This is a genomic window from Micromonospora sp. NPDC047187 (assembly GCF_040643355.1).
In the GTDB taxonomy this organism is placed as follows: domain Bacteria; phylum Actinomycetota; class Actinomycetes; order Mycobacteriales; family Micromonosporaceae; genus Micromonospora; species Micromonospora salmantinae.
Map to the genome: position 1 here is coordinate 277,543 of NZ_JBEYUF010000005.1, position 26,124 is coordinate 303,666.

General features: G+C 70.5%; 18 protein-coding genes and 1 pseudogene. 8 read left to right on the top strand and 11 right to left on the bottom strand.

Translation table 11 applies throughout. From position 1 onward, the window contains the following. Window positions 1–6: 6 nt before the first annotated feature. From ABZ794_RS12355 to ABZ794_RS12365, 3 genes are all read right to left on the bottom strand, one after another. The gene (locus tag ABZ794_RS12355; protein ID WP_210786444.1) at window positions 7–552 is read right to left on the bottom strand and encodes a hypothetical protein; all 546 of its coding nucleotides are present in this window, start codon (window positions 550–552) and stop codon (window positions 7–9) included. After that, on the bottom strand, window positions 549–1,088 hold the full coding sequence (locus ABZ794_RS12360; RefSeq protein ID WP_210786443.1) for an RNA polymerase sigma factor: 540 nt from the start codon (window positions 1,086–1,088) through the stop codon (window positions 549–551). Before ABZ794_RS12360 ends, ABZ794_RS12355 begins: the two co-directional genes overlap by 4 nt. 88 nt (window positions 1,089–1,176) lie before the next feature. Then, window positions 1,177–1,797 carry an L-threonylcarbamoyladenylate synthase gene (locus ABZ794_RS12365; protein WP_357515548.1) on the bottom strand — a complete coding sequence of 207 codons (621 nt, stop codon included), beginning with the start codon at window positions 1,795–1,797 and terminating at the stop codon, window positions 1,177–1,179. Window positions 1,798–1,941: 144 nt separating this feature from the next. Between ABZ794_RS12365 and dnaE the strand changes: the two genes are divergently transcribed. Continuing rightward, entirely contained in the window at window positions 1,942–5,472 is a 3,531-nt protein-coding gene (dnaE, locus tag ABZ794_RS12370) for a DNA polymerase III subunit alpha (RefSeq protein ID WP_357515550.1), read from the top strand. Window positions 5,473–5,516: 44 nt separating this feature from the next. Here the strand turns inward: dnaE and abc-f are convergent, their stop codons facing one another. The 4 genes from abc-f to ABZ794_RS12390 form a co-directional block, all read right to left on the bottom strand. Next, the gene (gene abc-f / locus ABZ794_RS12375; protein WP_357515552.1) at window positions 5,517–7,154 is read right to left on the bottom strand and encodes a ribosomal protection-like ABC-F family protein; all 1,638 of its coding nucleotides are present in this window, start codon (window positions 7,152–7,154) and stop codon (window positions 5,517–5,519) included. Window positions 7,155–7,443: 289 nt separating this feature from the next. Then, on the bottom strand, window positions 7,444–7,683 hold the full coding sequence (locus tag ABZ794_RS12380) for a PIN domain-containing protein (RefSeq protein WP_282102937.1): 240 nt from the start codon (window positions 7,681–7,683) through the stop codon (window positions 7,444–7,446). A 185-nt stretch (window positions 7,684–7,868) separates the two neighbouring features. Beyond that, window positions 7,869–8,564: a response regulator gene (locus tag ABZ794_RS12385; RefSeq protein WP_210786439.1), complete on the bottom strand. Its 696-nt coding sequence runs from the start codon at window positions 8,562–8,564 to the stop codon at window positions 7,869–7,871. Next, window positions 8,561–10,153, bottom strand: a complete 1,593-nt coding sequence (locus tag ABZ794_RS12390) for a sensor histidine kinase (protein ID WP_238688652.1) — start codon at window positions 10,151–10,153, stop codon at window positions 8,561–8,563. The genes ABZ794_RS12385 and ABZ794_RS12390 overlap by 4 nt, the downstream gene beginning before the upstream one ends. A 91-nt stretch (window positions 10,154–10,244) precedes the next feature. Here ABZ794_RS12390 and ABZ794_RS12395 point away from each other — a divergent pair, with 91 nt between their 5' ends. Beyond that, entirely contained in the window at window positions 10,245–11,627 is a 1,383-nt protein-coding gene (locus ABZ794_RS12395) for a cation:dicarboxylase symporter family transporter (protein ID WP_210786437.1), read from the top strand. A gap of 160 nt (window positions 11,628–11,787) precedes the next feature. On the opposite strand, the gene ABZ794_RS12400 is transcribed toward ABZ794_RS12395, so the two are convergent. Beyond that, a complete protein-coding gene (locus ABZ794_RS12400) occupies window positions 11,788–12,660 on the bottom strand; it encodes a DUF4231 domain-containing protein (protein ID WP_357515556.1) in 873 nt (290 codons plus the stop codon). Between the two features lie 247 nt (window positions 12,661–12,907). Next, the gene (locus tag ABZ794_RS12405; RefSeq protein WP_210784966.1) at window positions 12,908–13,504 is read right to left on the bottom strand and encodes a hypothetical protein; all 597 of its coding nucleotides are present in this window, start codon (window positions 13,502–13,504) and stop codon (window positions 12,908–12,910) included. Window positions 13,505–13,698: 194 nt separating this feature from the next. Between ABZ794_RS12405 and ABZ794_RS12410 the strand changes: the two are divergent. The 4 genes and pseudogenes from ABZ794_RS12410 to ABZ794_RS12425 all read left to right on the top strand — a co-directional run. Next, a pseudogene (locus ABZ794_RS12410) lies at window positions 13,699–15,333 on the top strand (serine/threonine-protein kinase); the annotation flags it as partial. A 48-nt stretch (window positions 15,334–15,381) separates the two neighbouring features. After that, window positions 15,382–15,873 carry an RICIN domain-containing protein gene (locus ABZ794_RS12415; RefSeq protein ID WP_238688679.1) on the top strand — a complete coding sequence of 164 codons (492 nt, stop codon included), beginning with the start codon at window positions 15,382–15,384 and terminating at the stop codon, window positions 15,871–15,873. A gap of 72 nt (window positions 15,874–15,945) precedes the next feature. Then, a complete protein-coding gene (locus ABZ794_RS12420) occupies window positions 15,946–17,358 on the top strand; it encodes an FAD-dependent oxidoreductase (protein WP_357515558.1) in 1,413 nt (470 codons plus the stop codon). An 87-nt stretch (window positions 17,359–17,445) separates the two neighbouring features. Continuing rightward, window positions 17,446–19,620 (top strand): FUSC family protein, encoded by a 2,175-nt coding sequence (locus tag ABZ794_RS12425; protein WP_357515560.1) that lies wholly within the window; start codon window positions 17,446–17,448, stop codon window positions 19,618–19,620. Window positions 19,621–19,631: 11 nt separating this feature from the next. Here ABZ794_RS12425 and ABZ794_RS12430 read toward each other — a convergent pair whose 3' ends face one another. Next, on the bottom strand, window positions 19,632–22,829 hold the full coding sequence (locus ABZ794_RS12430) for a COR domain-containing protein (RefSeq protein WP_357515562.1): 3,198 nt from the start codon (window positions 22,827–22,829) through the stop codon (window positions 19,632–19,634). Window positions 22,830–22,982: 153 nt separating this feature from the next. Between ABZ794_RS12430 and ABZ794_RS12435 the strand changes: the two genes are divergently transcribed. Beyond that, on the top strand, window positions 22,983–24,020 hold the full coding sequence (locus tag ABZ794_RS12435; RefSeq protein WP_357515564.1) for an aminotransferase class V-fold PLP-dependent enzyme: 1,038 nt from the start codon (window positions 22,983–22,985) through the stop codon (window positions 24,018–24,020). Between the two features lie 62 nt (window positions 24,021–24,082). Here ABZ794_RS12435 and ABZ794_RS12440 read toward each other — a convergent pair whose 3' ends face one another. After that, on the bottom strand, window positions 24,083–25,255 hold the full coding sequence (locus tag ABZ794_RS12440; protein ID WP_357515568.1) for an acyl-CoA dehydrogenase family protein: 1,173 nt from the start codon (window positions 25,253–25,255) through the stop codon (window positions 24,083–24,085). 196 nt (window positions 25,256–25,451) lie between these two features. Between ABZ794_RS12440 and ABZ794_RS12445 the strand changes: the two genes are divergently transcribed. Then, entirely contained in the window at window positions 25,452–26,108 is a 657-nt protein-coding gene (locus ABZ794_RS12445; protein WP_210784958.1) for a TetR/AcrR family transcriptional regulator C-terminal domain-containing protein, read from the top strand. Window positions 26,109–26,124 lie beyond the last annotated feature (16 nt).

A 26,124-nucleotide genomic window follows, 5' to 3' on the forward strand; every position in this document is an offset into this window, starting at 1 on the left:
GCGCGGCTAGCGGACCACAACGGTGATGGTGTGCTCCCGGCCGTCCTTGGGGATCGTCACGGCGACCGTGCCGGGCCGGACGAAGCGGATGTCCACCACGCCCGCCTCGTAGTGCTGCGACACCAGGTCGGGGCGGTCCACTGTGACGAGCCCCGGCCCGATGCCCTGGATGCGCAGCACCGCACCGGTGGCGAAGCAGAGCGATTTCAGCAGCTCCATCTCGGTCTCGGCGAGCGGCAGGTCGTAGCGCACCGCGCCCTGACAGGCCGGCGTGGCGTCGGTCGGCGGGGGAGTCGGTCGGGGCGTACCCCTTGTCCTGGTGGGTGCGGGCGGTGGCGCGGCCGGGCGCGCGCTGGTCGGTGGCGGTCGGGACGGCGACGCGGAGGGCGTGCCGGGCGCGGGGATCGTGGCGATCGTGGTGGGTGTCGGGGTCGAGAGGCTCGGGCCGGGCGGTTGGACGGGCAGGGGCGAGACGGCGTCGGCGCCGCAGGCGGCGACGCCCACGGTGGCCGCGAGGACGACGACGACCCGGCGGAACGACGGGCGGCTCATTCCGCCCCGAGCCGTTGCCGGACCTGCCGCCGGGCCAGGTGCAACCGGGACTTCACAGTGCCCAGCGGCACGTCGAGCAGGGCGGCGATCTCCGGGTAGCTCAGCCCCAGGACGTCGCGCAGGGCGACCACCTCGGCGAGGTCGGGGTGGACCGAGTCGAAGGCGTCGAGCAGGTCGAGGCGGGTGCCGGCGACGACGCTGGTCCGTCGGGGGTCGGCCTGGTCGGGCAGCGGTACGCCCTCGGCCTCCAGCCGGCAGCGGCGGCGCAGCGTGCGGTAGGTGGAACGGGCCCGGTTGGCGGTCAGCCGGTGCAGCCAGGTGCGGAACGAGGAACGCCCCTCGAACCGGGTGATGCCGCCGGCCAGCGCCAGCAAGGTGTCCTGGCAGGCTTCTTCGGCGTCCTCCCGGCTAGGCAGGAATCGGGCGCACAGTCGCAGCACCTCCGGGCGTACCGCGACCAGCAGGGAGTTCAGCGCGGCGGGGTCGCCGTGGGCGGCGGACCGGGCCAGGGCGTCGATGTCGTCCGCGTCGGGCATGCCGGATGTCCAATGCTCGCCGGTGCCGATCCCTGAGCGTACGACCGGTGCGGCCCGCGTGCCCCCGTACGGTCCGGCACCCGACCCGCTAGTCGAAGCGGGACACGTCCCCGGCGCCCCGGCGCAGGATCTCCGGTTCGGGCCCGGACAGGTCGATCACGGTCGTCGGCTCCTTGCCGCAGTCGCCGGCGTCGAGCACCGCGTCGAGCTGGTGGTCGAGCCGTTCCTTGATCTCCCAGCCCTGGGTCATCGGCTCCTCGTCGCCGGGTAGGACCAGCGTGCTGGACACCAGCGGCTCGGCCAGCTCGGCCAGCAGCGCCTGGGTGACTGTGTGCCGGGGCACCCGCACGCCGACGGTCCGCTTCTTCGGATGCAGCATCCGGCGGGGCACCTCGCGGGTGGCCGGCAGGATGAACGTGTAGCTGCCCGGAGTGGACGCCTTGACCAGGCGAAAGACGGAGTTGCTGATCTGCACGAACTGGCCGAGCTGGGCGAAGTCGTGGCAGACCAGCGTGAAGTGGTGCCGATCGTCGAGATGTCGGATCTGCCGGATCCGGTCCAGCCCGTCCTGGTTGCCCAGTTGGGTGCCGAGCGCATAGCAGGAGTCCGTCGGGTAGGCGACCAGCCCACCGCTGCGGATCAGGTCGGCGACCTGCCCGATGACCCGGGGCTGTGGGTTCTCCGGGTGTACGTCGTAGTACCTCGCCATCCTCCGAGACTAGGCGCACGCGGGGAGGATCAGGAGACGAGGGCCACCCTCGGCGCGGACGGTGGAGCCCCGGAGATCACCTCGGTAGGGTAGGTCCCGGTCGGCTCCGACCAACAAGATCCACACCGCCGGGGGGCGCCACGCATGGCTGATTCGTTCGCGCATCTGCACGTGCACACCGAGTACTCGATGCTCGACGGAGCGGCCCGACTGAAGGACCTGTTCGCCGAGGCCAAGCGGCTGGGCATGTCCGCTGTGGCGATCACCGACCACGGCAACATGCACGGCGCGAACGACTTCTACAACCAGGCGATGGCCGCCGGGATCACCCCGATCCTGGGCGTCGAGGCGTACGTGGCGCCGGAGTCGCGCTATCACAAGGCACGGGTCAAGTGGGGTCGCCCGGAGCAGAAGAGCGACGACATCTCCGGTAACGGTGCGATCACCCACAAGACCATGTGGGCGAAGAACGCGCAGGGCCTGAAGAACCTCTTCACCCTCAACTCGCGCGCCTCCATGGAGGGGCACTACGTCAAGTGGCCCCGGATGGACATGGAGCTGATCGCCGAGCACGCCGAGGGGATCATGGCCACCACCGGCTGCCCGTCCGGCGCGGTGCAGACCCGGCTACGGCTGGGCCAGTTCGACGAGGCCCTCAAGGTCGCCGCCAGCTACCAGGACATCTTCGGCAAGGACAACTACTTCCTGGAGATCATGGATCACGGCCTCTCCATCGAGAGCCGGGTCCGTGAGGGGCTCACCGAGATCGCCCGCAAGCTGGACATCCCGCCGGTGGTCACAAACGACTCCCACTACACCCACGAGGCGCAGGCCACCGCCCACGACGTGCTGCTCTGCGTGCAGACCGGCAGCAACATCGACGACCCCAACCGGTTCCGGTTCGAGGGCGGCGGCTACTTCATCAAGAGCGCCGACCAGATGCGCGCTGTGGACTCGTCCGAGCTGTGGCAGGAAGGCTGCCGCAACACCCTGCTGGTGGCCGAGAAGGTCGACCCGAAGGGCATGTTCGAGTTCCACAACCTGATGCCGCGCTTCCCGGTGCCCGAGGGGGAGACCGAGGAGTCCTGGTTCCGCAAGGAGACCTTCGCCGGCCTGGCCCGCCGCTATCCGAACGGCATCCCGGAGGGGCACGTCGTCCAGGCCGAGTACGAGCTGGGCGTCATCAACCAGATGGGCTTCCCGTCCTACTTCCTCGTGGTCGCCGACTTCATCCAGTGGGCGAAGAACCAGGGCATCGCCGTGGGTCCGGGCCGTGGTTCGGCCGCCGGGTCGCTCGTCGCGTACGCGCTGGGCATCACCGACCTGGACCCGATCCAGCACGGTCTGATCTTCGAGCGGTTCCTCAACCCCGAGCGGGTCTCGATGCCGGATGTCGACATCGACTTCGACGAGCGTCGGCGCGGCGAGGTGATCAAGTACGTCACCGACAAGTGGGGCGAGGACAAGGTCGCCCAGATCGCCACCTTCGGCACGATCAAGGCGAAGGCCGCGATCAAGGACTCGGCCCGGGTCCTCGGCTTCCCGTACGCGGTCGGCGACCGGATCACCAAGGCCATGCCGCCGGCGGTGATGGGCAAGGACATCCCGCTCACCGGCATCTTCGACAACAAGCACCCCCGCTACGCCGAGGCGGGCGAGATCCGCGGCCTGTACGACTCCGACCCGGACGTCCGCAAGGTGATCGACACGGCCAAGGGCATCGAGGGGCTGATCCGGCAGACCGGTGTGCACGCCGCCGGCGTCATCATGTCCGCCGAGCCGATCATCGAGCACATCCCGTTGACGCGCCGCGACGCCGACGGGGCGATCATCACGCAGTTCGACTATCCGACCTGCGAGTCGCTCGGGCTGCTGAAGATGGACTTCCTCGGCCTGCGCAACCTGACGATCATCGACGACGCGGTCAAGAACATCGAGCTGAACCACGGCCGGAAGCTCGACCTGCTGGGCCTGCCGCTGGACGACAAGGCCGCGTACGAGCTGCTGGCCCGCGGTGACACCCTGGGCGTGTTCCAGCTCGACGGTGGGCCGATGCGGTCCCTGCTGCGGTTGATGAAGCCGGACAACTTCGAGGACATCTCCGCCGTCCTGGCCCTGTACCGACCCGGCCCGATGGGCGTCGACTCGCACACCAACTACGCGCTGCGCAAGAACGGCCTCCAGGAGATCACGCCGATCCACCCGGAGCTGGAGGAGCCGCTGCGGGAGATCCTGGCGCCCACCCACGGCCTGATCGTCTACCAGGAGCAGGTGCAGCGGGCCGCGCAGATCCTCGCCGGCTACACCCTCGGTCAGGCGGACCTGCTGCGCCGGGCCATGGGTAAGAAGAAGAAGGAGATCCTCGACAAGGAGTTCATCCCGTTCCGGGACGGCTGCCGCGAGCGCGGCTACTCCGACGAGGCGATCCAGGCGGTGTGGGACGTCCTGGTGCCGTTCGCCGGGTACGCCTTCAACAAGGCGCACTCCGCCGCGTACGGCCTGGTCTCCTACTGGACGGCGTACCTGAAGGCGCACTACCCGGCCGAGTACATGGCCGGGTTGCTGACCAGCGTCGGCGACGACAAGGACAAGATGGCGCTCTACCTGGCCGAGTGTCGCCGGATGCGCATCCAGGTGCTGCCGCCGGACGTGAACACCTCGGCCGGGCCGTTCACCCCGGTCGGCAAGGACATCCGCTTCGGCCTCGCCGCCGTCCGCAACGTCGGGGCGAACGTGGTCGCCTCGATCATGCGCTGCCGGGAGGAGAAGGGCGAGTACGCCGACTTCTACGACTTCCTGTCCAAGGTGGACGCCGTGGTCTGCAACAAGAAGACCATCGAATCGCTGATCAAGGCGGGTGCGTTCGACTCCCTGGACCACCCCCGCAAGGGCCTGCTCGCGGTGCACGCCGACGCGATCGACGCGTACGCCGACGTCAAGCGCAAGGAGGCCGTCGGCCAGTACGACCTGTTCGGCGCCGGCTTCGGTGACGCCGACACCGGCAGCACCACTGTGATGCCGACCATCGGCGACAGCGAGTGGGACAAGCGCGACAAGCTGGCCTTCGAGCGGGAGATGCTCGGCCTGTACGTCTCCGACCACCCGCTCTTCGGCTTGGAGCACATCCTCAACGCGGCAGCCGACACCACCATCGCGTCCCTGGCCGAGGAGGGCGGGGTGCCCGACGGGGCGATCGTCACCCTCGCCGGCATCCTGTCCGGGGTGCAGCGCCGGGTCACCAAGCAGGGCCGGGCCTGGGCGTCGGCCACCCTGGAGGACCTGGCCGGTGGGGTGGAGACGCTGTTCTTCCCCAACACCTACGAGGTGATCGGGCAGTACATCGCCGAGGACGCCATCGTGGTGGTCAAGGGTCGCGTGGACCGCCGCGACGACACCCCGCGGATCATGGCGATGGACATGTCCATGCCGGACGTCAGCACCAGCGCCACCAACAAGCCGGTCACCCTGACCATCCCGGTGCACCGCTGCACACCACCGCTGGTGGAGAAACTCAAGGAAACCCTGGTGCTGCACCCCGGCGACACCGAGGTGCACGTCAAACTCCAGAACGGCGGGCGCACCACCACCCTGCGGCTGGGCCCGTTCCGGGTGGCGGCCACGACCGCGCTGATGGGTGACCTGAAGAGCGTCCTCGGCCCGGCCAACGTGAGCTGAGCCGGCATCGGTCCGGCCGGCCGGCGCCGGCCGGACCGCCGGGCTCAGACCCGCTCGGGGGCGCTGATCTCCCGCAACTGGCCGTCGGCCAACCGCAACCAACGCTGCACGCCGATCTCGGCGAGGAACCGTTCGTCGTGGCTGACCACCACGAACGCCCCCTGGTACGCCGACAGCGCGCTCTCCAGCTGACCCACGCTGACCAGGTCCAGGTTGTTCGTCGGCTCGTCGAGCAGCAGCAGTTGCGGCGCCGGCTCGGCGCAGAGCACACAGGCGAGGGTGGCGCGCAGGCGTTCACCGCCGGAGAGCACCCCGACCGGCAGGTTCACCCGGGCGCCCCGGAACAGGAACCGGGCGAGCAGGTTCATCCGCTTGGCGTCCGGCAGGCTCGGCGCGTAGGCGGCGAAGTTCTCCGCCACCGTGCGGTCGAGGTCCAGCAGGTCCAGCCGTTGCGACAGGTACGCGATCCGCCCCTCGCCGCGCTTCAGCTCACCGCCGGACGGTTGCAGGTCACCGTTGACCAGGCGCAGCAGGGTCGACTTGCCGACGCCGTTCGCCCCGGTCAGGGCGATCCGTTCCGGCCCCCTGATCACCAGGTCGGCGCCGTCGCCGCCGAACAGCTCCCGGTCGTCGAAGCGGGCCCGCATCCCGTGGCCGGAGAAGACCGTGCGCCCGCCCGGGACGGTGGTGTCGGGCAGGTCCACGACGATCCGGTCCTCGTCGCGTACCGCCCGGCCGGCCTCGTCGAGTCGGGCCTTGGCCTGACCGAGCCGGGACGAGTGCGTCTCCTGCGCCTTGCCCGCCGACTCCTGCGCGCTGCGCTTGAGCCCACCGGCGACGATCCGGGCCAGGCCGGCGTTCTTCAGGTTCTTGGAGGCGTTGCTGGCCCGCCGGTCGGCCCGCTCCCGGGCCTGCTGCATCTCCCGTTTCTCCCGCTTGACCTCCTGCTCGGCGTTGCGCAGGTTGCTCTCGGCCACCTCCCGCGCCGCCTGCACCGCCTCGGTGTACGCGGTGAAGTTGCCCCCGTACCAGCGGATCTCGCCCTGGTCCAGCTCGGCGATGCGGTCCATCCGGTCGAGCAGTTCCCGGTCGTGGCTGACCAGCAGCAGACATCCGGACCACTCGGTGAGCACGTCGTAGAGCTTGTGCCGGGCCCCCAGGTCCAGGTTGTTCGTCGGCTCGTCGAGCAGCAGCACGTCCGGGCGGCGCAGCAGTTGTGCCGCCAGGCCGAGGGAGACCACCTGGCCGCCGCTGAGGGTGTGCAGCCGGCGGTCGAGCGACAGCTCACCCAGGCCGAGCCGGTCCAGCTCCGAGCGGGTGCGCTCCTCGATGTCCCAGTCGTCGCCGATGGTGGCGAAGTGCTCCTCGCTGGCGTCGCCGGCCTCGATGGCGTGCAGTGCCGCGATCCGCTCAGCCACGCCCAGCACCTGCGCCACGCTCAGGTCGCCGGCCAGCGGCAGCGTCTGCGGGAGGTAGCCGAGCACACCGTCGACTGTGACGCTGCCGCCGCTGGGTCGCAGCTCTCCGGCGATCAGCCGCAGCAGGGTGCTCTTGCCGGCGCCGTTGGGCGCGACCAGGCCGGTGCGACCGCCGGGAACGGTGAAGGACAGCTCCGAGAAGACCGGGGTGTCGTCCGGCCAGGAGAAGGACAGGTTCGAGCAGACAATGAACGCATCAGACATGCGAGTGACCTCAAAGGGTGGGGTGGGCGCGCCTCAGCCGCCCGACGACAACGGGAACCGGTGGAACGACAAAATGGCCACGGCGGCTGCGCAGGAGGCGCGCCGAACCAATGGCCGAACACATCCGGTCTCACCCGGAGATGTCGTCGTCACCCGCCATGTCTGGTCTCCCTGGAAGTATCGCCAACCCAACTCCGCCGAGTCTAACAACGGATCTCCGCGCCGCCACCGCGTTCCCGGCCGGCCACCGTTTCGCAGTATCGGGCAGCCACACTCGGAGCTGCCAAAGCTAGGAGACGTCGAAGAGACGTAGCCCGTCGTACTCGGCGAAGTCGGCGAAATCTTTGCCGTTGAAAGTCGCCAGCGGCAGCCGGTCGACCAGGCAGCAAGCTGCGATCCAGGAGTCGTTGGTCGGTCGGGGGCGTCCCCGGTGCTGAGCCCGCGCCTGGAGGTGCCCCCAGGTCACCGCCACCGCCTCGTCGAAGGGAAGCAGCACGATCCCCGAGCGCCACTGCGCGAGGTCGGCCAGCTTGCGCGGCCCTCAGCTTCGGAGCGCTGTCCACTTGGTCAGCTCTCCGAGCGTCACGAAGGTGATGCAGAGGGTCTTACCGGCCAGGCGGGCACGGAGACGTATCGGGTCGCCGTCGATTCTCCCACTTCCTGCATCGATGAGTGGCACCTCTCGGCTGGTTTCGGGGCGGAGTTACGCCCCGCTCAGCGGGGGCGGTACTCGACCTCGGGGCGGCCGGGGGTGCCGTAGCGCGGGGTGCGGGCGGCCCGGTCGACAGTCACCAGGTACTCCAGGTAGCGGCGGGCGGTCACCCGGGAAATGCCGGTCAGCGCGCTCACCTCGGTCGCGGACAGCCCGACCTCCGCGCGGGTGCCGTCGGTGAGCGCGGCGCGTACCCGATCGAGGGTCTGCGCGTCGAGTCCCTTGGGCAGGCTGTGCCCGGCGGTGCCGCGCAGAGTTGCGAACATCTGGTCCACCTCGTGCTGGGCGGCGACCTCGCCGTCGGCGAGCGCCTGGGCGCGGTAGTCGGCGTACCGCTCCAGCTTGTCGCGGAACGCGGCGAACGTGAACGGCTTGAGCAGGTAGTGGGTCACCCCGAGAGACACCGCGGTGCGCACCACCGCCAGGTCCCGCGCGGACGTCACCGCGAGCACGTCGACGCTGCTGCCGGCCGCGCGCAGCGCCCGGCAGACGTCCAGGCCGTGCAGGTCGGGCAGCCGAAAATCAAGGAGTACGAGGTCCACGTCGCCGCCGTCGTTGGCGCGCAGGGCCGCCATCGCCGCCCGCGCGGTGTGCGCCACCCCGACCACCACGAAGCCCGGAACCCGCTCGGTGTACGCGCTGTGCGCCTCGGCCAGTAGCGGCTCGTCCTCGACGACCAGCACCCGGATGGCGGTCATGACCGCTCGATCCTGCCCGGCAGCCGGACGGTGAACAGGCTGCCGCCGTCGTCCGAGCGACAGACCTCGGCGCTGCCGCCGTGCCGGCGTACCACCTGCCCGACCAGCGCCAAGCCGAGGCCCCGGCCGGTGCTCTTGGTGGACCAGCCGCGCCGGAACGCGTCGGCGACCCGCTCCGGTGCCAGCCCGGGACCGCTGTCTGCCACCTGGACCACCAGTTCGTCGTCGGTAGCGCCGACGAAGACCCGCACCCGGCGCGGCGCCGGCGTACCGGCCACCGCCTCCAGGGCGTTGTCGACCAGGTTGCCGACCACTGTGAGCAGGTCGCCGGTCGGCAGCGGACTGTCGTCGAGGCGGCAGTCCGGTTCGATGACCAGATCCACCCCGCGCTCGCCGGCCTGTGCGGACTTGCCGAGCAGCAGTGCGGCCAACGCCGGCTCGGTCACCGCGCCGACCACCCGGTCGGTCAGCTGTTGGGCGAGGGCCAGGTCCCGGGTGCCGAGCCGGACGGCCTCGTCGGCGCGGCCCAACTCGACAAGGGTCAGCACTGTGTGCAACCGGTTGGCCGACTCGTGGGTCTGCGCCTGCAACGCCTCGGTCAACGCGCGCACCGAATCCAGCTCACTGGCCAGGGTGCGCAGCTCGGTCTGGTCGCGCAGGGTCAGCACGGTGCCGAGCACCGCGCCCTCGAAGCGGGTGGTCCGCTGGTTGGCGACGAGCACCCGGTCACCGGCGACGATCGGCTCGTCGCGGGCGTCGCGCCCGGAGTCGAGCAGCTCGGCCGCCGCGGGCGGCAGGTCGATCCCGGCCACCGGCTGGTCGATCACCGGCGCGTCCGCGTCGAGCCCCAACAGCCGGCGGCCCTCGTCGTTCACCAACGCCACCCGGCGATCGGTGGTCAGCACGACGAGACCTTCACGCACCGAGTGCAGGACGGCGTCGTAGTACTCGTACATCCGGGTCATCTGGGCCGGCCCCAGACCGTGCGTCTGGCGACGGAGCCGGCGGCTGAGCAGCCAGGAGCCCGTCGCGGCGAGCGCCAGAGCCGGCGCGACCACACCGAACAGCACCGGCAACTGGCCGAGCAGCTTCTTGTCGATCTCGCGGGTGGTGATGCCCACCGAGACCAGACCGACGAGGTGTCGCTGCTCGTCGTACACCGGAACGACAGCGCGCACCGACTCGCCGAGCGTCCCGACATTGGTGGTGGTGAACGCGCGGCCCGTCAGAGCGGGCCCGATCTCGCCGACGAACGGTTCGCCGATCCGGTCCTGGGTCGGATGCGAGAAACGGGTGCGGTCGGGGGCCATCACCACCACGAAGTCGGTGCCCGTGGCCTTCCGGGTCGATTCGGCGTACGGCTGGAGGACCCTCGCGGGGTCGGCGGTCGCGAGGGCCGCGCGGACGTCGGGGGAGCCCGCCACGGTCTGCGCCACCGCGAGCACCTCCTCCTGCGCGGCCTGGCGGGAGTCGCTGCGGGCCAGCCAGACGGCGCCCGCCGCGCCGGCCAGCACGAGCAGCGTCACCACCATCGCCTGGAGGGCGAAGAGTTGCCCCGCGATGCTCCACTGGCGTCGGGCCACCTCCACCACCTCCCTCCTCGCGCCGCCGTTTCGCCATCGCGGTGAACAGAATGACCGCAAGGCTGTCAACGGGTGAGACGCGGTTCACATTGTCGACATGGACACCACCGCATCCGCCACCAACCCGGCACCGGCGGTCCGCCGGGACCGTACCCGTTACCTGTATGTGGCCGTCATCGTGGCCGTGGTCGCCGGCATCGTGGTCGGCCTGGTCGCCCCCGATTTCGGCAAGGAACTGAAGCCGATCGGCACCGGCTTCGTCAACCTGATCAAGATGATGATCAGCCCGGTCATCTTCTGCACCATCGTGCTCGGCGTCGGCTCCGTCCGGCAGGCCGCGAAGGTCGGCAAGGTCGGCGGCCTGGCCCTCGGCTACTTCCTGACCATGTCGACAGTCGCGCTCGCCATCGGCCTGGTCGTCGGCAACCTCATCCACCCCGGCTCGGGCCTGAACCTCGGCCCGGACCTCGTCGGCTCCGGCAAGGCCGCCGCCGGTGACGAGGCCGCCGGGACGGACGACTTCCTGCTCGGGATCATCCCGACGACGCTGCTCTCCTCGCTCACCGAGGGCAAGGTGCTCCAGACGCTGCTGGTCGCCCTGCTGGTCGGCTTCGCCGTCCAGGCCATGGGCCGGCGGGGTGAGCCGGTGCTCAGCGCCATCACCGTCATCCAGCGGGTCGTCTTCAAGGTCCTCGCCATGATCATGTGGCTGGCGCCGATCGGTGCGTTCGGCGCGATGGCCGCCGTGGTCGGCGCGACCGGCGTGGACGCCCTCAAGAGCCTCGCCCAGATCATGGTGGGCTTCTACGCCACCTGTCTGATCTTCGTGCTGGTGTTCCTGGGCGCGCTGCTGTGGTTCGTGGCCCGGATCTCGATCTTCTCGCTGCTGCGTTACCTGGGCCGGGAGTTCCTGCTGATCCTGTCGACCTCGTCGTCGGAGTCGGCGCTGCCACGGCTGATTGCCAAGATGGAGCACTTCGGTGTGAGCAAGCCGGTCGTCGGCATCACTGTGCCGACCGGCTACTCGTTCAACCTGGACGGTACGGCGATCTACCTGACCATGGCGTCGCTGTTCATCGCCGACGCGCTGGGCAAGCCGCTGGCCATCGGCGAGCAGATCTCGCTGCTGCTGTTCATGATCATCGCGTCGAAGGGTGCCGCCGGGGTCACCGGTGCCGGGCTGGCCACGCTGGCCGGTGGCCTCCAGTCGCACCGGCCGGACCTCGTCGACGGGGTCGGGCTGATCGTCGGCATCGACAGGTTCATGTCGGAGGCACGGGCGCTGACCAACTTCGCCGGCAACGCGGTGGCGACAGTGCTGGTGGGAACCTGGACCGGCGAGTTCGACCGGGAGCGGGCGACCGCGGTGCTGAGCGGCAACGACCCGTTCGACGAGGCCACCATGGTCGACGAGCACGACGACGAGGCGGCGTCCCGCCCCGACGAGAAGGAGGCCACGCTGGCCGGAGCCCCGGCCTGAGTCACGGCGTGAACCGGGGTCGCGGCGGCCGCGCCGCCGCGACCCCGCTCCACGATGTGATGCGCTCGGCTTCCTGGACATCGGAGCATCCGAGCCGCCCGGCCACCGCGACTTCCTGAGAATCGAGGTGATCAGTGGGCGGTGGCCGTGCGTCCAGGTGTCAGCGTCGGCGTGCTCGCCACATCGTGTGCTCCCGGGAGATCGCCGTCTCCGTGTCGTTCACGAATCGCGACAGGTCGGCTTCCGAACTGATCCGGGTACCGAGGGACCCGATGGCGGCGAGTTCCTGACTTGCCAGGGCATAGGCGGTGGCCACCGCACCGTGCTGCCGTGTCTGCGTCCAGGCCGCGCCGGCCGCGACCGCCGCGGCGGCCACTCCGAGCAGGTCGAGGTCGGTCAGCCCGGCGGCCCTCGACACGGCCAGGGTCACCCCGACTATCTCCATCACGAGCATGCTGACCGACCAGCGGGTCGCCTGCGCCCGATTCGACAGTGATCGTTCGGCGTACCAGGCTCGTTGGGCCTCAAGACGGCCGGTCAGGTACGCGGTGCGGCGCTCGTCGAGGGAGGCGGCCCGTAGTGTCCGCATTCCTTCCGTGATTTGTTGCCCAGCCACCGCTGGGGCCGCCAACGAGGCGGCCGACATGTCTCGGGTCAGGCCCAACAGTCGGTTGGTGAATTCCTCGGCGCTGTCGGATTCGCTTCGCGCTCGGGGAAAAGGGTCAGCCGCGATGGTGAATCGCCATGTGAGCGACTTGATGGATTCGGAGAGGGCTCTGCCGACGTACCACCGTTCATTGGGGCGATTGGTGAGGAGGAAGACCTCGACGATCGAGGTGGCGGCGAAGGCGCCCGCCGCGAGCGCCGGGCCCGGGGCGAAATTGTCGAGTTTCCACGTGGCGACTCCCGCGATCGCGGCCACCAGGAGCAGGGACAGCCGCAGCGCGATCAGGGTTGCGTACACGCGTTGGCCGCGCTGCGACTCGTAGGACACGGCGCGCTGAAACGGGGGGAGATCCTCGGCCTTCAGCATGTCGTTGACCTCTCGACAGAACGTCCAGGGCGTCGGCGGGGGTGAACAGCGATCCCGGCGAACAGTCGGTACGTAGGCGGTGTAGACAGTAGACCCAGCCGTCCACCCGGACCGCCCGCAGCGACGCCCGTCCCAACCAACGCCGTCCCCCACCGCTATCCCCGTTGATCAAGGGGTTTGCGGCAGGACACCCGGGTTGGATGACGCAAAGCTCTTGATCAACCGTGCGGGGGGTGGACGTGGGGGGCTACGGCTCGGTGGTCTTGTCGCAGGGGAGGCCGATGCCGAGGGTGACGCTGTCGTTCTGGCCGTTCGACGTCACGATGAGCGGTACGCAGGCGGCCTGCGCGACCCAGGTGCCGCCGACAAAGGCCATCCACTGACCCTGCCCACTCTCCGGCGCGCAGGCGTGCACCGTGACGGTCGACGCGGGGGTGCCGGTGCCGCCCCAGCCGAGCCGGGCCTTGTCCTGCCAGCCCGGTGCCACTCGCAGGTCGACGACCGTGCCGGCGCGGACGACGAGCCCCCATTTGGCGAACAGCCGTGCCGCCGGATCGGCCTCCCCGGAATCTTCCGCCGACAGCACGGGAGTGGTGGGCACCGCCACGTCTTCGCCCACCGACCGGTAGCCCGCCGGCGGTGCTGGCAGCGTGTCGACCGATGGCGTGCACGGCGGCCCACCAGCGCTGGCGCTCGAAGACGGCGCCGCGCGGTTGGCCGGCGGCGTGGTGTGTTGGCGCGAGTCACCTGCCGGCGTGCAGGCGGACAGGGCCACCGCCAGGTACAGGAATCCCCACCGGGCCGTGGCGCGGCCGATCCGGTGTTCGGTGGAATTCGAATTCATTCGATATTCATAGCAGATTACCGATGTACGCGTTGGTAACATTGCGGTGGGCGACCGTGCTCGCGCCGATGGTGGAGTTATGTCTAAATGAACGATCGCTCAGCAGTCGATCTTGCGTGTGACATATCCGACTGCCGCCTTTTCCAGCCGCCACAGGAATTGGGCGGGTAAACCTCGCCGGGTACGTTCCTGTCGTGCCAGACGCCTCTCGACAGTTGATTGCCGATCGCTATCGGCTGGTCCGTCCGCTCGGCCAGGGCGGGATGGGCCGCGTGTGGCAGGCCCGCGACGAGATGCTCCAGCGCGACGTCGCCATCAAGGAGTTGGTGGCGCCGCCCGGCCTGCGTGACGACGAACGCCGGGAGATGCGCGAACGGTCCATGCGCGAGGCGCGGGCCGTCGCCCGACTGGGCCACCCCAACGTGGTACGCGTCTTCGACGTGCTGCACGCGGGCGATGATCCCTGGATCGTGATGGAACTCGTGCCGTCCCGGTCCCTGCAACAGGTGCTCGAAGCCGAGGGGTCGATGCCGGCGGAGCGCGCCGCGCGGATCGGGCTCGGCATTCTGGGTGCGCTGCGCGCCGCACACCGGGCCGGCGTGCTGCACCGGGACGTCAAGCCGGCCAACGTGCTGCTCGGCGACGACGGCAGGGTGGTGCTGACCGACTTTGGTCTGGCCACCCTCCCCGGCGACCCACGGATGACCCAGACCGGGATGGTGCTCGGCTCGCCGGCGTTCCTCGCGCCCGAGCGGGCCACCGACGGCGACGTGGGACCGGCGGCCGACCTGTGGTCGCTCGGCGCCACCCTCTTCGCGGCGGTCGAGGGACACACCCCGTACCACCGCTCGTCTCCGATCGCCACGTTGGCAGCCCTCGCCACCGAGCCACCACCGTCGGCACAACGAGCAGGTCGGCTGACCCCGCTCCTGGCGGGACTGCTGCGCCGCGAGCCGGATCAGCGGATCAGCGCCGATGAGGCGGATCGTCTCCTGCGGCAGGCCGCCACCCCGGACGTGCCGGCCGCCGAGGTGAGCACCGCCGGCGGCGGGCCGCTGACCCGGATCACCGCCACGACCGCCACCGCCGTCGGCGATGGGCCCCGTCCGACGATCGTGCCCGAGTTCGTCACCGTCGAGCCCGACCCGCCCGCCGCACCGGCTGTTCCTGCCGCGCCGGCTGTCCCCGCGTCGGGGTCCGGGGCGGGCCGCAGGCGTCGGGCCCGGCTGATCGGGTCGATCGGTGCCGCCGCCCTGCTGGTCGTCCTGCTGGTCACCGCGTCCCTGCTGAATGGTGGGCTGTTCGGTGGCGCGGGTGACGGCGGAGTGGCGGCGCCGGCAGTGAACCCGTCGCCGATCGCCGAGACGCCGGTGTCCAGGGTGCTGCCACCGGCGCCCGCGGGTTGGCGCTACTACCGTGACGATCCCCGCTTCCTCGTACCGGTGCCGGACGGCTGGCAGGCGCGACGCGACGGTGCGCGCGCCGTGTTCCGCGAGCCGGACGGCAGCCGCGTGCTCGTCGTCGACGAGCTGCGGGCCGTCCCGGCGGACCTGGTCGCCGAGTTGCGGGAGCGGGAGGAGGCGCAACGCGGGCGCTACGCCGACTACCGGCAGATACGGCTCGACGCGCTGCGCTACCAGCTGCGGGCCGCCGAGTGGGAGTGGGCGTACACCGACGAGGACGGCACTCCGATGCACACGCTGAGCCGTGCCTTCGTCGGTCACAACGGGCACGCGTACTCGATCGACTGGACCACCTCCGCCGCCGAATGGTCCGCGAGCGCGGCGGTCTTCGCGCTGATCGCGGATGGTTTCCAAGGCCTGCCGGTCGCTGGTGTTTCGCCGTCCCGACCCGCCGGTCCGCCACCGTCGGCGAGCGTGGGGCCGCCGTCGCCCGGGACTGGTAGCGGCACGACGACCGGCCCGGGGGATCCGACGCAGCAATCGGCTGCTCCGCCGCCGTCCCCCACGCAGGGCAGCACGCCAGCCGGCAAGCAGATCTCCAGTTTCGCCAGTGACCGCTGCATCGACATCCCGGACGGCAACGCCGTCGCCGGTGCGCGGCTGCAGATCTGGGACTGTCGGCGGACCGCGAAGCAGCTGTGGACCTTCCCGGCGGACGGCACGGTCCGTTCGATGGGCAAGTGCCTGGATGTCGCAGGGCACTCCACCGAGGACGGCGCAGCAGTGCAACTCGCCGAGTGTTCCGGCGCGGCATCGCAGAGGTTCACCCTCAACAAGGCGTACGACCTGGTGAACACCAGGGCGGACAGGTGCGTCGACGTGCTCGACTCGAACCCGGACAACGGCGCCCGGCTGCAGATCTGGCAGTGCAGCGGCAACGCCAACCAGAAGTGGCGGGCCAATTGAGCCCTGACGGCAGGGGCTGGGGTGGTTACGGTCGTGGATGCCGAGGTTCCCGACCGTTCGAGGAGTGATCGCATGCCCCCCTCTCCGTCCCGGCTCTTCGCCGAGATAGCGACGGCCGAACCACCCGCCGAGACCAGAGTGGTCATGCGGCGTGCGGTGGTGCTCGGTGGCAGCATGGCCGGGTTGCTGGCGGCCCGGGTGTTGAGCGACCACGCCGAGGAAGTGCTGATCATCGAGCGGGATCCGTCCGATGTCGACGCCGGTCCACGGCCGGGTGTGCCCCAGGGCAGTCAGGTGCACGCGCTGCTGCCCGCCGGTCAGGTCCAGTTGGAGCGCTGGTTTCCCGGCATCGCCGACGAGGCGCTCGCGCTCGGCGCCCCGCCGCCACCGCGCGACCCGGGCACGGCGAAGGTCTTCGTGAACGGCATGTTGGGTCTGCCGCCCGCGGCGACCGGCACCGGACCGGCGCTGATCACCACGCGTCCGTTCCTGGAGGCGCTGGTCCGCCGACGCACCCTCGCCATCGACAACATCCGGATGGTGTACGGCCGGGCGGAGGGTCTGCTCTTCGACGAGCGGCGGGTCAACGGCGCCCGGTACGTGCCCGAGGGTGGCACCGAGCCCGTCGTCGAAGCGGCGGACCTGGTGGTCGACGCGATGGGGCGGTCCAGCCGGTTGAGCGACTGGCTGGCCGAGCACGGGTGGCCGCGCCCGCCGCTGCACCGCATGCCGATCAAGCTGAACTACGCCACGGCGCTCTTCAAACGCGACGAGTTGGTCAGCGATGCCTGGGTGGCGGTCTTCCACACCATGGCGGGCAAGGGGCGTACCGCCCGGATCGGTGGGATCAACTCGGTCGAGGGGGACCGCTGGATCATGCTGGTGGCCGGCTACGACGGGGACCGCCCCAGCCGCGACGTCGCCGACTTCACCGCCCGTTGCCGGGAGCACTACCCGCAGATGTTCGGTGACATCGCCGAACACGGGGAGATGCTCGGCGGGGTGGTCACCTACCACCAGGCGGACAGCCGACGCCGCGACTTCCACAAGCTCGACCGCCTGCCCGCCGGGTTGGTCGCCGCCGGTGACGCGGTCGCGTCCTTCAACCCGGTGTACGGCCAGGGCATGACCTCCGCGACACTGCACGCCTCTTGCCTGTCGAAGTACCTGCGCTCCGGTCCGAAGCCGCACGACGGTCCCGCGCACGCGTACTTCGACCAGGTCCGCGTGGTGGTCGACGCCGCCTGGCAGATCTCCACCACCGCCGACATCGAGCTGCCGCACGTCGACGGGCCGTACCCGCCCGGCTACAAGGTCACCAAGTGGTTCGGGGACCTGCTCTTCCGGGCGTCGCTGACCGACCCGGTGCTCAACGCCCGGCTGGGCCGGGTCACCACAATGCTCGACCACCCGGCCGCCCTGAGCCGCCCCGGCACCCTCTTCCGGGCCCTGCGGCTCGGCCTGCTCGGCGGCTCCCGGCGGTGATTCGTCGCCAAACCCGCCGCCCACCGCCGGGCGCGGTGGAGAATGGTGGGCCGGGGAGGGGTGCCGCGACGAACCGGGGGAGCGGTAGTGCTCGGAACCAGCCTCCTTGGCCGGCTTCGCCGCCGTGACCCGGGTGACGCCATCCTGCGACGTGCGGCCCGGCTGACGCTCGTCGCGTCCGTCGTCTTCTACGGCTGCCGGTACGGCGCGGACAACTCGACGCTCGCCACGTACGGGTTGTTCGGCACGATCGCCGCCGGGTCGTTCGCTCAGCTACCTGGTCCGGCGCCGCAACGGGCGCGGATCCTCGTGCTGTCGCTGCCGGTGGTGTGGGCGCTGATCGCGGCGGGCTCGCTGTTGGCGTGGAGCACCTGGGCGGCAGCCGGTGGCATGCTGGTCGTCGGGTTCCTGGTGGCGTTCGCCGGGGTCGGCAACCCGCGCCTGGTGGGGTTGGCCAGCGCCTTCCAGCTCTTCTACATCCTGGCGTCGATCCCGCCGTACCAGCCGGGCACCCTCCCGGAGCGACTCGGCGGGGTCACGCTCGCCGTCGTGCTGCTCGCCGCGGCCGAGGTGTTTCTCTGGCCCGACCCGGTGCCGGTCTCCTACCGGCAGCGCCTGGCCGCGGCGGCGGACGGCGTCGCCGCCTTCCTCGACGTCACCGCCGAGCGGTTGACCTACCCGCACGCCGCCGCTGCTGATCGGGGCGCGCGGCGCGAGCGGGCGTACGACGTGGTGGCGGCGATCGAGCTGAACCGCAGCCCTCCGGCGTGGGCGCCCACCGCGGCGGGCGCTCAGGATCGGGCGTTGCGGATCTGCGCGGCCGCGTTACGGGAGGTGCTCGCCGAGGCGGACCGGTTGGCGGCGGACGCCCCGCCGCAGCCGATCCCGGACCTGGCGGCGGCGCGTCTGCTGCGCTCGTGTGCGGACACCACCCGCGCGGCCGGTCGGAGCCTGTCGCCGGGTGCCCCGGCGGTGGCCCCGGCCGACCTGGACGTGGCGGTCGGACGAGCCGAGGCGGCGTACCCGGTGGGAGACGGCCAGGTCCGCGACTCGCCGGACGTACCCCGGTTGTGCCGGGACGCGACCGCCGTGGCCCTCGCGGACCAGGTACGGGTCTTCGTCGTCGGTTCCCGGGTGGCCACCGGGGCGCGGCTCGGCGGCGACGACGCCTCCTCGGCGCTGTTCGAGTACGCCCGGCGCAGCCCGTGGACGCTGTACTGGTGGCAGTTCCGCTCCCACCTGGCGCCGCGCTCGGTCCACCTGCACAGCTCGCTGCGGCTGGCCGTGGCGCTCGCCATCGCCCGGGTGGCCGCCGGGGTGTTGCAGCTGACCCACGGCTTCTGGGTGCTGCTGGCCACCCTCACGGTCCTGCGCACGTCGGCCGCCGACACCCGCACCGCCCTGCGGCCGGCCGTGCTGGGCACGATCATCGGTGCGGTCGTCAGCGGCGGGGTGATGCTCGTCGTCGACGAGCCGATCGTGTACGCCGTCGTCCTGCCGGTCACCCTTCTGCTGGCCTTCGGCGTCGGCCGCCTGCTCGGCCCGGTGTGGCAGCAGGCGCTGTTCACAGTGCTGCTGACCGTCGTCTTCGCCCAGCTCAGCCCGGAAGGGTGGCGGATCGCCGAGGCCCGCCTCGTCGACGTGCTGCTCGGCACGGTGATCGGCGTGCTCGCCGGGGTGGCGATCTGGCCGCGCGGCGCGGGCCACGACCTGCGGCACAACGCCACCCGCTACCTGGCGGCCAGCGCGGACGCTGTCGAACAGACGGTCCAGGCGGTGCTCGGCGACGCCCCGCCACCCGAGGCTGCTCTCGGCCGGGTCCGTCGCCGGATGGTCCTGATCGACTCGTCGTACTGCCAGTACCACTCGGAGCGGCACGATCCGCACCGTCAACAGGTGAACTGGGACGCCGTGCTGAGCGCCGGGCACCACGTCGTGCCCGGCGCGGAGTCGCTGCTGCGCCGCAACCCACCCGGCTGCCTCGCCGGTTGGCCCGGTGCGGCGGCGCTGCTGCGGGACTCCGCCGGGCGCCTGCGATCGGCGTACGGCCTCCTCGCCGACGAGGTCGCCCACGGCCGGACATCGGAGCGGGCGCCAGTCTCGACCACCTGCGTCGACCACCTGGACCGGATCCGTCCGCTCCTCGGCGAGGCCGACCATCAGTCGGTCCGGCACCTGGTGGAGGTCGACCGGTGGCTCGCCGGCCTCGCCGACAGTCTCGCCCGGATCCACCCGCCGCCCGGTTCCGCAGGGCGACCGTGAGCCAGTCCGGGTCAGGGGATGACGGGTAGGCCGCTGTGGTAGAGGTGCTCGAACTGACGGTGGACCCAGAGGATGCGGCCGTCGGGGCGTACCACCTTGCGGAGGTCGGCGATGGTGACGTCCTGGGCGCGGAGCGCGACGTGCAGCATCCGGAGGGTGGCGCCCTCGGCGTGGACGGGAGCCGTTGGTGCGGTGGGGGCCTGTTCCGCGAGCCCGGCGCTGTGGTCGTCCGCGGTGAGGTGGTTCGCGGCCTCCGCCGCGGCGTTCAGCGTCTCGTTCGCCAGGGAGACCTGCTCTTCGATGGCTTTCCACTGCTCGTCGCTGAAATCGAGTTTGAGCTCGGCCAGCCCCACGCCCAGGAGAGGCTTGAGGAGCATTGTGGTGGCCTTCAGGAGTGGGACAGCTCTGGTCCACCACTCGCGGGAAACGTCCGTGTCGTAGACCCCGGCATCGTGCCGCGCAGGCTCGAGGACGTGCACAGGCTGAAGCGAGTGCTCGCAGTACAACGTCAGCCGCATCCGCTTGGTGGTCCACTGCGGGTTGCGAACGGACGCCTCGACGGGGGTGAGGGTGAAGAGGCGCGGTCCGTCCGCGGCCTCGTCGTTGAGCTGCCACATCAACGCGGTCAGCTGTGCGTTCACGCCCGCAAGATTGGCCTTGACGGTGTCGTTGAGCTCGGTCACCCGCTGACTCAGCCCGCGGACATGGTTGTCCATCAGCGCCACGCCGTCCTGCAGAACGGCGAGCGCGTCCTGGGTCGCGCCCGAACCGCCCAGCAGCGAGTTGATGGCGGGGAAGGCGTCGCAGCCGGATATCGGGCACTGCGCGATGCTCTGCCCGTGCCGGTCGCGCAGTTTGATGAGCTTGTCGACGTCGAACAAGCCCGCACCCGGCGTGGGCAGGCCGCACCCGTCCCGGCAGGCGACGAGGGCGACGGTGCTCAGGCCGGGCCAGAACCGCTCGATGCAGTAGCGGATCTCGTCGGTGACCTGGCGTAGGTAGGTGACGGCGTCCGGGCCGCGCACCTGGACCTGGACACCGACCCCGGTACGTACCGTGAGGAGCGCGCGGGCACCGTACCGGCTCTGCAGGACCATGCCCTGCTGCCAGTGCACACCCTGCAGGGAATCGGGCTCCGTGTAGCGCTGGTGGTGGAGTCGAACGATGAGCCGGTACATCAGGGAGTCGGGAATGACCACGCTACCTGCGGGACCTTCCGAGATCCGGCACACCTCCAGGTACTCGCGGTCGCCGGGGCGGAACTCGACCCATGCCATCCGCAGGTCCGGCTGTGCGGCAGGGACGAGTTGCGCGATGAGACTCACCGGCTCGGGTGCGGCGTCGAGGGAGACCTGGTAGGTCAGCTCGAAGCGCCCCATGAGTGCCAGGAACAGTCGCTGCTGTTCCCTCGTGTAGAGCGTGCTGTCGGGAGCCTGGGCGGCACTCCACAGACTGCCGAGCATGCGGTGTGAGACGAGACCGAGGGCGTCGACGGCGTCTCGACTGTCGAGGACGGCGGCGATCGCGACGTTGAGCCAGTCCGGTTGAAGAATCACGAACGCGGCCAACGCGTCATCGTCCGCGTAGTAGATCCACTTTCCCAGGTGGTGGGCATTACTGGCCAGCGTTCGTGCCTGGAAGTCGTTCAGGCCCTGCGCTGCGGCTACCGCTTCGTAGCTGCGGTAGTCGACCGCCTGCTGACCGCCGGCCGTGACTGCCTCGATCGTCCGCTGCCAGTTGGCCGGGTAGTTACGGTGTACGTGCGGGAGCGTGCCGGCGGTCATCGCGATCGCCTCCCGCAGCGCCTCCAGCCGATCGTCCGGGACGGCGCTGTCGACCTCGTGAAAACCAACGATCAGATTGCCGAAGCGCTGTTTCAGGTGAGCCTCGTCGATGGCATCGGCGCGAGAGGACGGCCCGCCGTGGGACGCGACCACGAGGACCCGGGCGTCCGGGGCCCGGTGGGCGATCATGGCGATCCACGATTCCACCATGCCGGCCGCGACACCCGGACGGGGTTTCCAGACAACGACGTAGACGGCCGGCGCACTGAAGAACAACTGGTGCGCCGGCTGGTATGCCTGTTGGCCGCCAAAATCCCACCCGTTGAGGGTGATCTCATGGCCGGCGTGGCTCACCACCAGTGGCTTGATCTCCATGCCCTGTGTCTGGTGACGATCTTGCCAGGGCTCGCCGCGCAACGCCCCCAGCAGGGAACTCTTTCCAGCCTCGCCAGCGCCCACGAAAAGCAGCTTCGCCTCCGAGATCGAGATCCCGTCGGTGGCGACATCCCTGAGGAACGTCAGCAGCGCCTTCGTACCCTCCACCTCGGCGGCCAGCACCTCAGGCGGAAGTGGATTGCCCTGTACGACGAGCACCTGAAGCTCTGTGAGCCGACCAATGGCGTCGGGCAGGGTGGTGAGCTGGTTGTTGTCTAGGTGCAGCTCGGCGAGGGCGGTCCAGGCGGCGATGGCGTCGGGCAGCGTTTTGAGCTGGTTGCGGTCCAGGTACAGCTCGGTGAGGGCGGTCCAGGCGGCGATAGCGTCGGGCAGGGTGGTGAGCTGGTTGCCGTCCAGGTACAGCGCGGTGAGGGCGGTCCAGGCGGCGATAGCGTCGGGCAGGGTGGTGAGCTGGTTGCCGTCCAGGTACAGAACATCGAGATGGGCCCAGGCGGCGCTCGCGCTTGGCAGCGCCGTGAGCTCGTTGTAGTCCATATCGAGCTGTGTCAGGGCAGTCCAGGCGGCGACAGCGTCCGGTAGCGCGCTGAGCTGGTTGCCACCCAAGTTGAGTTGTGTCAGGGCAGTCCAGGCGGCGACTGCGTCCGGTAGCGCGCTGAGCTGGTTTCGGTAGGCACTTAGCAGGGTCAGGCCCCTCCAGGTGCCGACTGCATCGGGTAGCGCGGTGAGCCGGTTCTCACCCAGGTCCAGTTCGGTGAGGGCGGTCCAGGCGGCGACCGCGTCGGGTAGCGCGGTGAGCCGGTTGACGTCCAGGCGCAGCGTGGTGAGGGAGGTCCAGGCAGCGACGGCGTCCGGCAGGGTGTCCAGGTTGTTCTGGGCTAGATTGAGGCTGGTCACATCAGCGAAAGCCGGGATGTCGCGCAAGAGCTCGGCAAGGTCGCCAGCGGTCAGGCCGAGACCGCTGAGGTTGACATGCCCGCCGGTAGCGGCAGCTATCCGGTGCTTGGCCTTGGCAATCGCGCCGTCATCCATGCCGAAGCAGCGTAGTCCCTCATGCACAATCAGTATTGCCGGCTGGGTCGATTCTCGGCGCGGTCGGTCCGGCAACCGAGCATGCTCCCTGACAGGCCGCCGATCGCCGATTGGCAGTGCCCGTTCGACGCCACGCCGCCTAGCGTCGACGGCATGGAGATCGAGCAGGCGCAGAAGCTGTGGCAGCCGGAGCCTGGCTGGTTGAACACCGCCAGCTACGGGTTGCCGCCGGAGCCGGCGTGGGCGGCGTTGCAGGAGGCTCTCGCGGTCTGGCGGGTTGGTCGTACGTCATGGGAAGGCTGGGGCGAGTCGACGCACCGGGCTCGTGCCACCCTCGCCGACCTCATCGGGGTGCCGGTCGGTGACGTGGCGGTCGGCGTGGCGGTGTCGCAGCTCCTCGCGCCGGTCGCGGCGGCGCTGCCGGCCGGTGCCACGGTGGTGGTCCCCGAGGTCGAGTTCACCTCGAATCTCTTCCCCTGGCTGGTTCAGGAGGAACGTGGCGTCACGGTTCGCACGGTGCCGCTGGAATCTCTGGTCGACGCCATCGACGCCGATACCGACCTGGTGGCGTTCAGCCTGGTGCAGTCGGCCGACGGGGCGGTCGCGGCGTACGACGAGATCGTGGCCGCGGCCCGCGCGCACGACGCGCTGGTGGTGGTAGACGCGACCCAGGCGTGCGGCTGGCTGCCGTTCGACGGCAGTCGGGCCGACGCGGTGGCGGTGGGCGGCTACAAGTGGCTGATGAATCCGCGCGGGACCGCGTACGCCTATCTGGCCCCCGGGTTGCGTGAGCTGCTGCGCCCCGATGCGGCCGGCTGGTACGCGGGCCGCGACCCGCACGCCTCCTACTACGGCCCGCCGCTGCGGCTGGCCGACGACGCCCGCCGGTTCGACATCTCACCGGCCTGGTTCAGCTGGGTCGGTGCGGCGCCCGCCCTGGAGGTGGTCGCCGAGATCGGCGTGTCGGCGATCGGGGCGCACAACGTGGCGCTGGCCAACCGGTTCCTGACCGGGCTGGGCCGGGCGCCGGGGGAGAGCGCGATCGTCAGCGTGGACGTGCCGGACGCGGAGCAGCGCCTCGCGGCGGCCGGCATCCGGGCGGCGGTGCGCGCCGGACGGGTCCGGGCCTCGTTCCACATCTATTCCACCGAGGCTGACGTGGACGCCGCGCTCACGGCGTTGACCGGCTGAACCCGGCGCCGAGGACGGCCGGGCGCGCGGCCGGCCGTCCTCAGCGGCATCAGAGATGCGGCTCAGGCCAGGTGGCCACCGATCTTCGTGTAGCCGCGCAGCAGGTCCCGCGAGATGATCAGCCGCTGCATCTCGTCGGTGCCCTCGAAGATCCGGTAGAGCCGGACCTGCCGGTACCAGCGTTCGATCGGCAACTCTCGGGTGTAGCCCATGCCGCCGTGGATCTGGAGCACCCGGTCGACCACCCGGTTGACCATGCCGGCGCCGTAGAGCTTGCCCATCGACGAGGCGTGCCTGGGGTCCAGGCCCGCGTCGACGGTCCACGCCGAGCGCAGCACCAGCCAGCGGGCCGCCTCCAGCTCCGTCTCGGAGTCGGCGATCATCCACTGGATGGCCTGGTTGGCGCCGATCTTCGTGCCGAAGGTCTCCCGGGTGTTGGCGTACTCGATGGCCATCTGCAACACCCGCTCGGCGATGCCGATGGCGTGCGACGGGATGGTGTAGCGCCCCTTGCCGATCCACTCCATGCCGAGCGTGAAGCCCTGCCCGATCTCACCGAGGATGTTGCGGTGCGGCACGCGTACGCCGTCGAAGATGAGCGACGCGGGCCCGCCCTCGCCCATCGTCTGGATGAACTCCGAACGCCAGCCCATCGACCGGTCCACCAGGAACGCGGTGGCGCCGCCGTTGCGGGCGCCCTTCTCCCGGTCGGTCACGGCGACCACGATGGCGAAGTCGGCGTCGTGGCCGCCGGTGATGAAGGTCTTCTCGCCGTCGAGGATCCAGTCGTCGCCGTCGCGGCGGGCGGACAGCCGGATGTTCGCCGCGTCGGATCCGGCGCCCGGCTCGGTGATCGCGAAGCAGGAGCGTCGCTCGCCCTCGATGGTCGGGATGAGGAACTCCCGCTTCTGCTCCTCGGTGGCGTGGAACAGGATGTTGTCGGCCTCGCCACCGAAGCGGAACGGCACGAACGTGCGGCCCAGCTCGGTCCAGATCAACGACTGGAGTACGGCTGGCAGGTTCATCCCGCCGTACTCCTCCGGGGTGGCCAGGCCCCAGAAGCCGAACTTGCGCGCCTTGAGTTGCAGTTCGCGCACCTCGGAGTGGTCGAGGCTCGGCTGGTGCGCCCGTTCCCGGCGGAGCACCTCCGCTTCCAGGGGCATCACCTCGCGGGTGATGAACGCGCGCACCGTGTCTCGGACGGCGCGTTCCTCGTCGGACAGTGCGAAGTCCACGGTTCCCCCTCGGTCGGCGTGGTGGTGCGCCGCCACGGGCCGTGGCGGTCCCTCATAAACTAGCGGTGTAAGTTTTCATTCGTCCAGACCCCTTCTCCGGCCGACGTGGTGACGCCTGCCCGCAGGCGGTCCCCGATAGGGTGCGTGAACAGGTGGTTCCCACGGGGAGGGACACCGCAGACCGAGGAGTTCTGACGTGCCCCGACCTCGACGGCCTCTGCTCACCCGCGACCGGATCGTCGAGACGGCGCTCGCGCTGATCGACGCCGACGGGCTCGGCGCGCTCTCCACCCGCCGGCTCGCCGCCGCGCTCGGCGTACAGGGCCCCTCGCTCTACAACCACTTCGCCACCAAGGACGAGATCCTCGACGCGGTCGCCGACACTGTCACCGGTGCCGTCGACACCAGCGGCTTCGCCAGCCGGGACTGGCTCGCCGCGCTGCGGGACTGGGCCTGGTCGTACCGGCGGGCCCTCACCGCGCACCCGAACATCGTGCCGTACCTGGCGCAGGGGCCGGGTCGTCGACCGGCAGCCCTCGCCATGGCCGACGCGGTCTACGGCGGGCTGGTCCGCGCCGGCTGGCCGCCGGCCCGCGCCACCCACATCGGCGCGGCGCTGCGTTACTTCGTGGCCGGGTCGGCGCTCGGCTCGTTCGCCCGTGGTTTCGTCGAGGACCCGGAGCTGTACGCGGCGCACTACCCGCACCTGCGTCAGGCCCACCGGCTCGCCGAACACCAGCAGAGCGTGGACGAGGGTGCCTTCGCCCTCGGCCTGGACGCCCTGCTGCACGGTCTGGCCGCCGAGTACACCCGCACCGTCGAGACGGTGGAGTCCGCCCGGCCCAACGGGTAGCGTCCAAACTCCCAGC

Coding starts and splice junctions, on each gene's coding strand:
- ABZ794_RS12355 (WP_210786444.1), bottom strand. CDS start 552: ATGAGCCGCCCGTCGTTCCGCCGGGTCGTCGTCGTCCTCGCGGCCACC.
- ABZ794_RS12360 (WP_210786443.1), bottom strand. CDS start 1,088: ATGCCCGACGCGGACGACATCGACGCCCTGGCCCGGTCCGCCGCCCAC.
- ABZ794_RS12365 (WP_357515548.1), bottom strand. CDS start 1,797: ATGGCGAGGTACTACGACGTACACCCGGAGAACCCACAGCCCCGGGTC.
- dnaE (WP_357515550.1), top strand. CDS start 1,942: ATGGCTGATTCGTTCGCGCATCTGCACGTGCACACCGAGTACTCGATG.
- abc-f (WP_357515552.1), bottom strand. CDS start 7,154: ATGTCTGATGCGTTCATTGTCTGCTCGAACCTGTCCTTCTCCTGGCCG.
- ABZ794_RS12385 (WP_210786439.1), bottom strand. CDS start 8,564: ATGACCGCCATCCGGGTGCTGGTCGTCGAGGACGAGCCGCTACTGGCC.
- ABZ794_RS12395 (WP_210786437.1), top strand. CDS start 10,245: ATGGACACCACCGCATCCGCCACCAACCCGGCACCGGCGGTCCGCCGG.
- ABZ794_RS12400 (WP_357515556.1), bottom strand. CDS start 12,660: ATGCTGAAGGCCGAGGATCTCCCCCCGTTTCAGCGCGCCGTGTCCTAC.
- ABZ794_RS12405 (WP_210784966.1), bottom strand. CDS start 13,504: ATGAATTCGAATTCCACCGAACACCGGATCGGCCGCGCCACGGCCCGG.
- ABZ794_RS12420 (WP_357515558.1), top strand. CDS start 15,946: ATGCCCCCCTCTCCGTCCCGGCTCTTCGCCGAGATAGCGACGGCCGAA.
- ABZ794_RS12430 (WP_357515562.1), bottom strand. CDS start 22,829: ATGGATGACGGCGCGATTGCCAAGGCCAAGCACCGGATAGCTGCCGCT.
- ABZ794_RS12435 (WP_357515564.1), top strand. CDS start 22,983: ATGGAGATCGAGCAGGCGCAGAAGCTGTGGCAGCCGGAGCCTGGCTGG.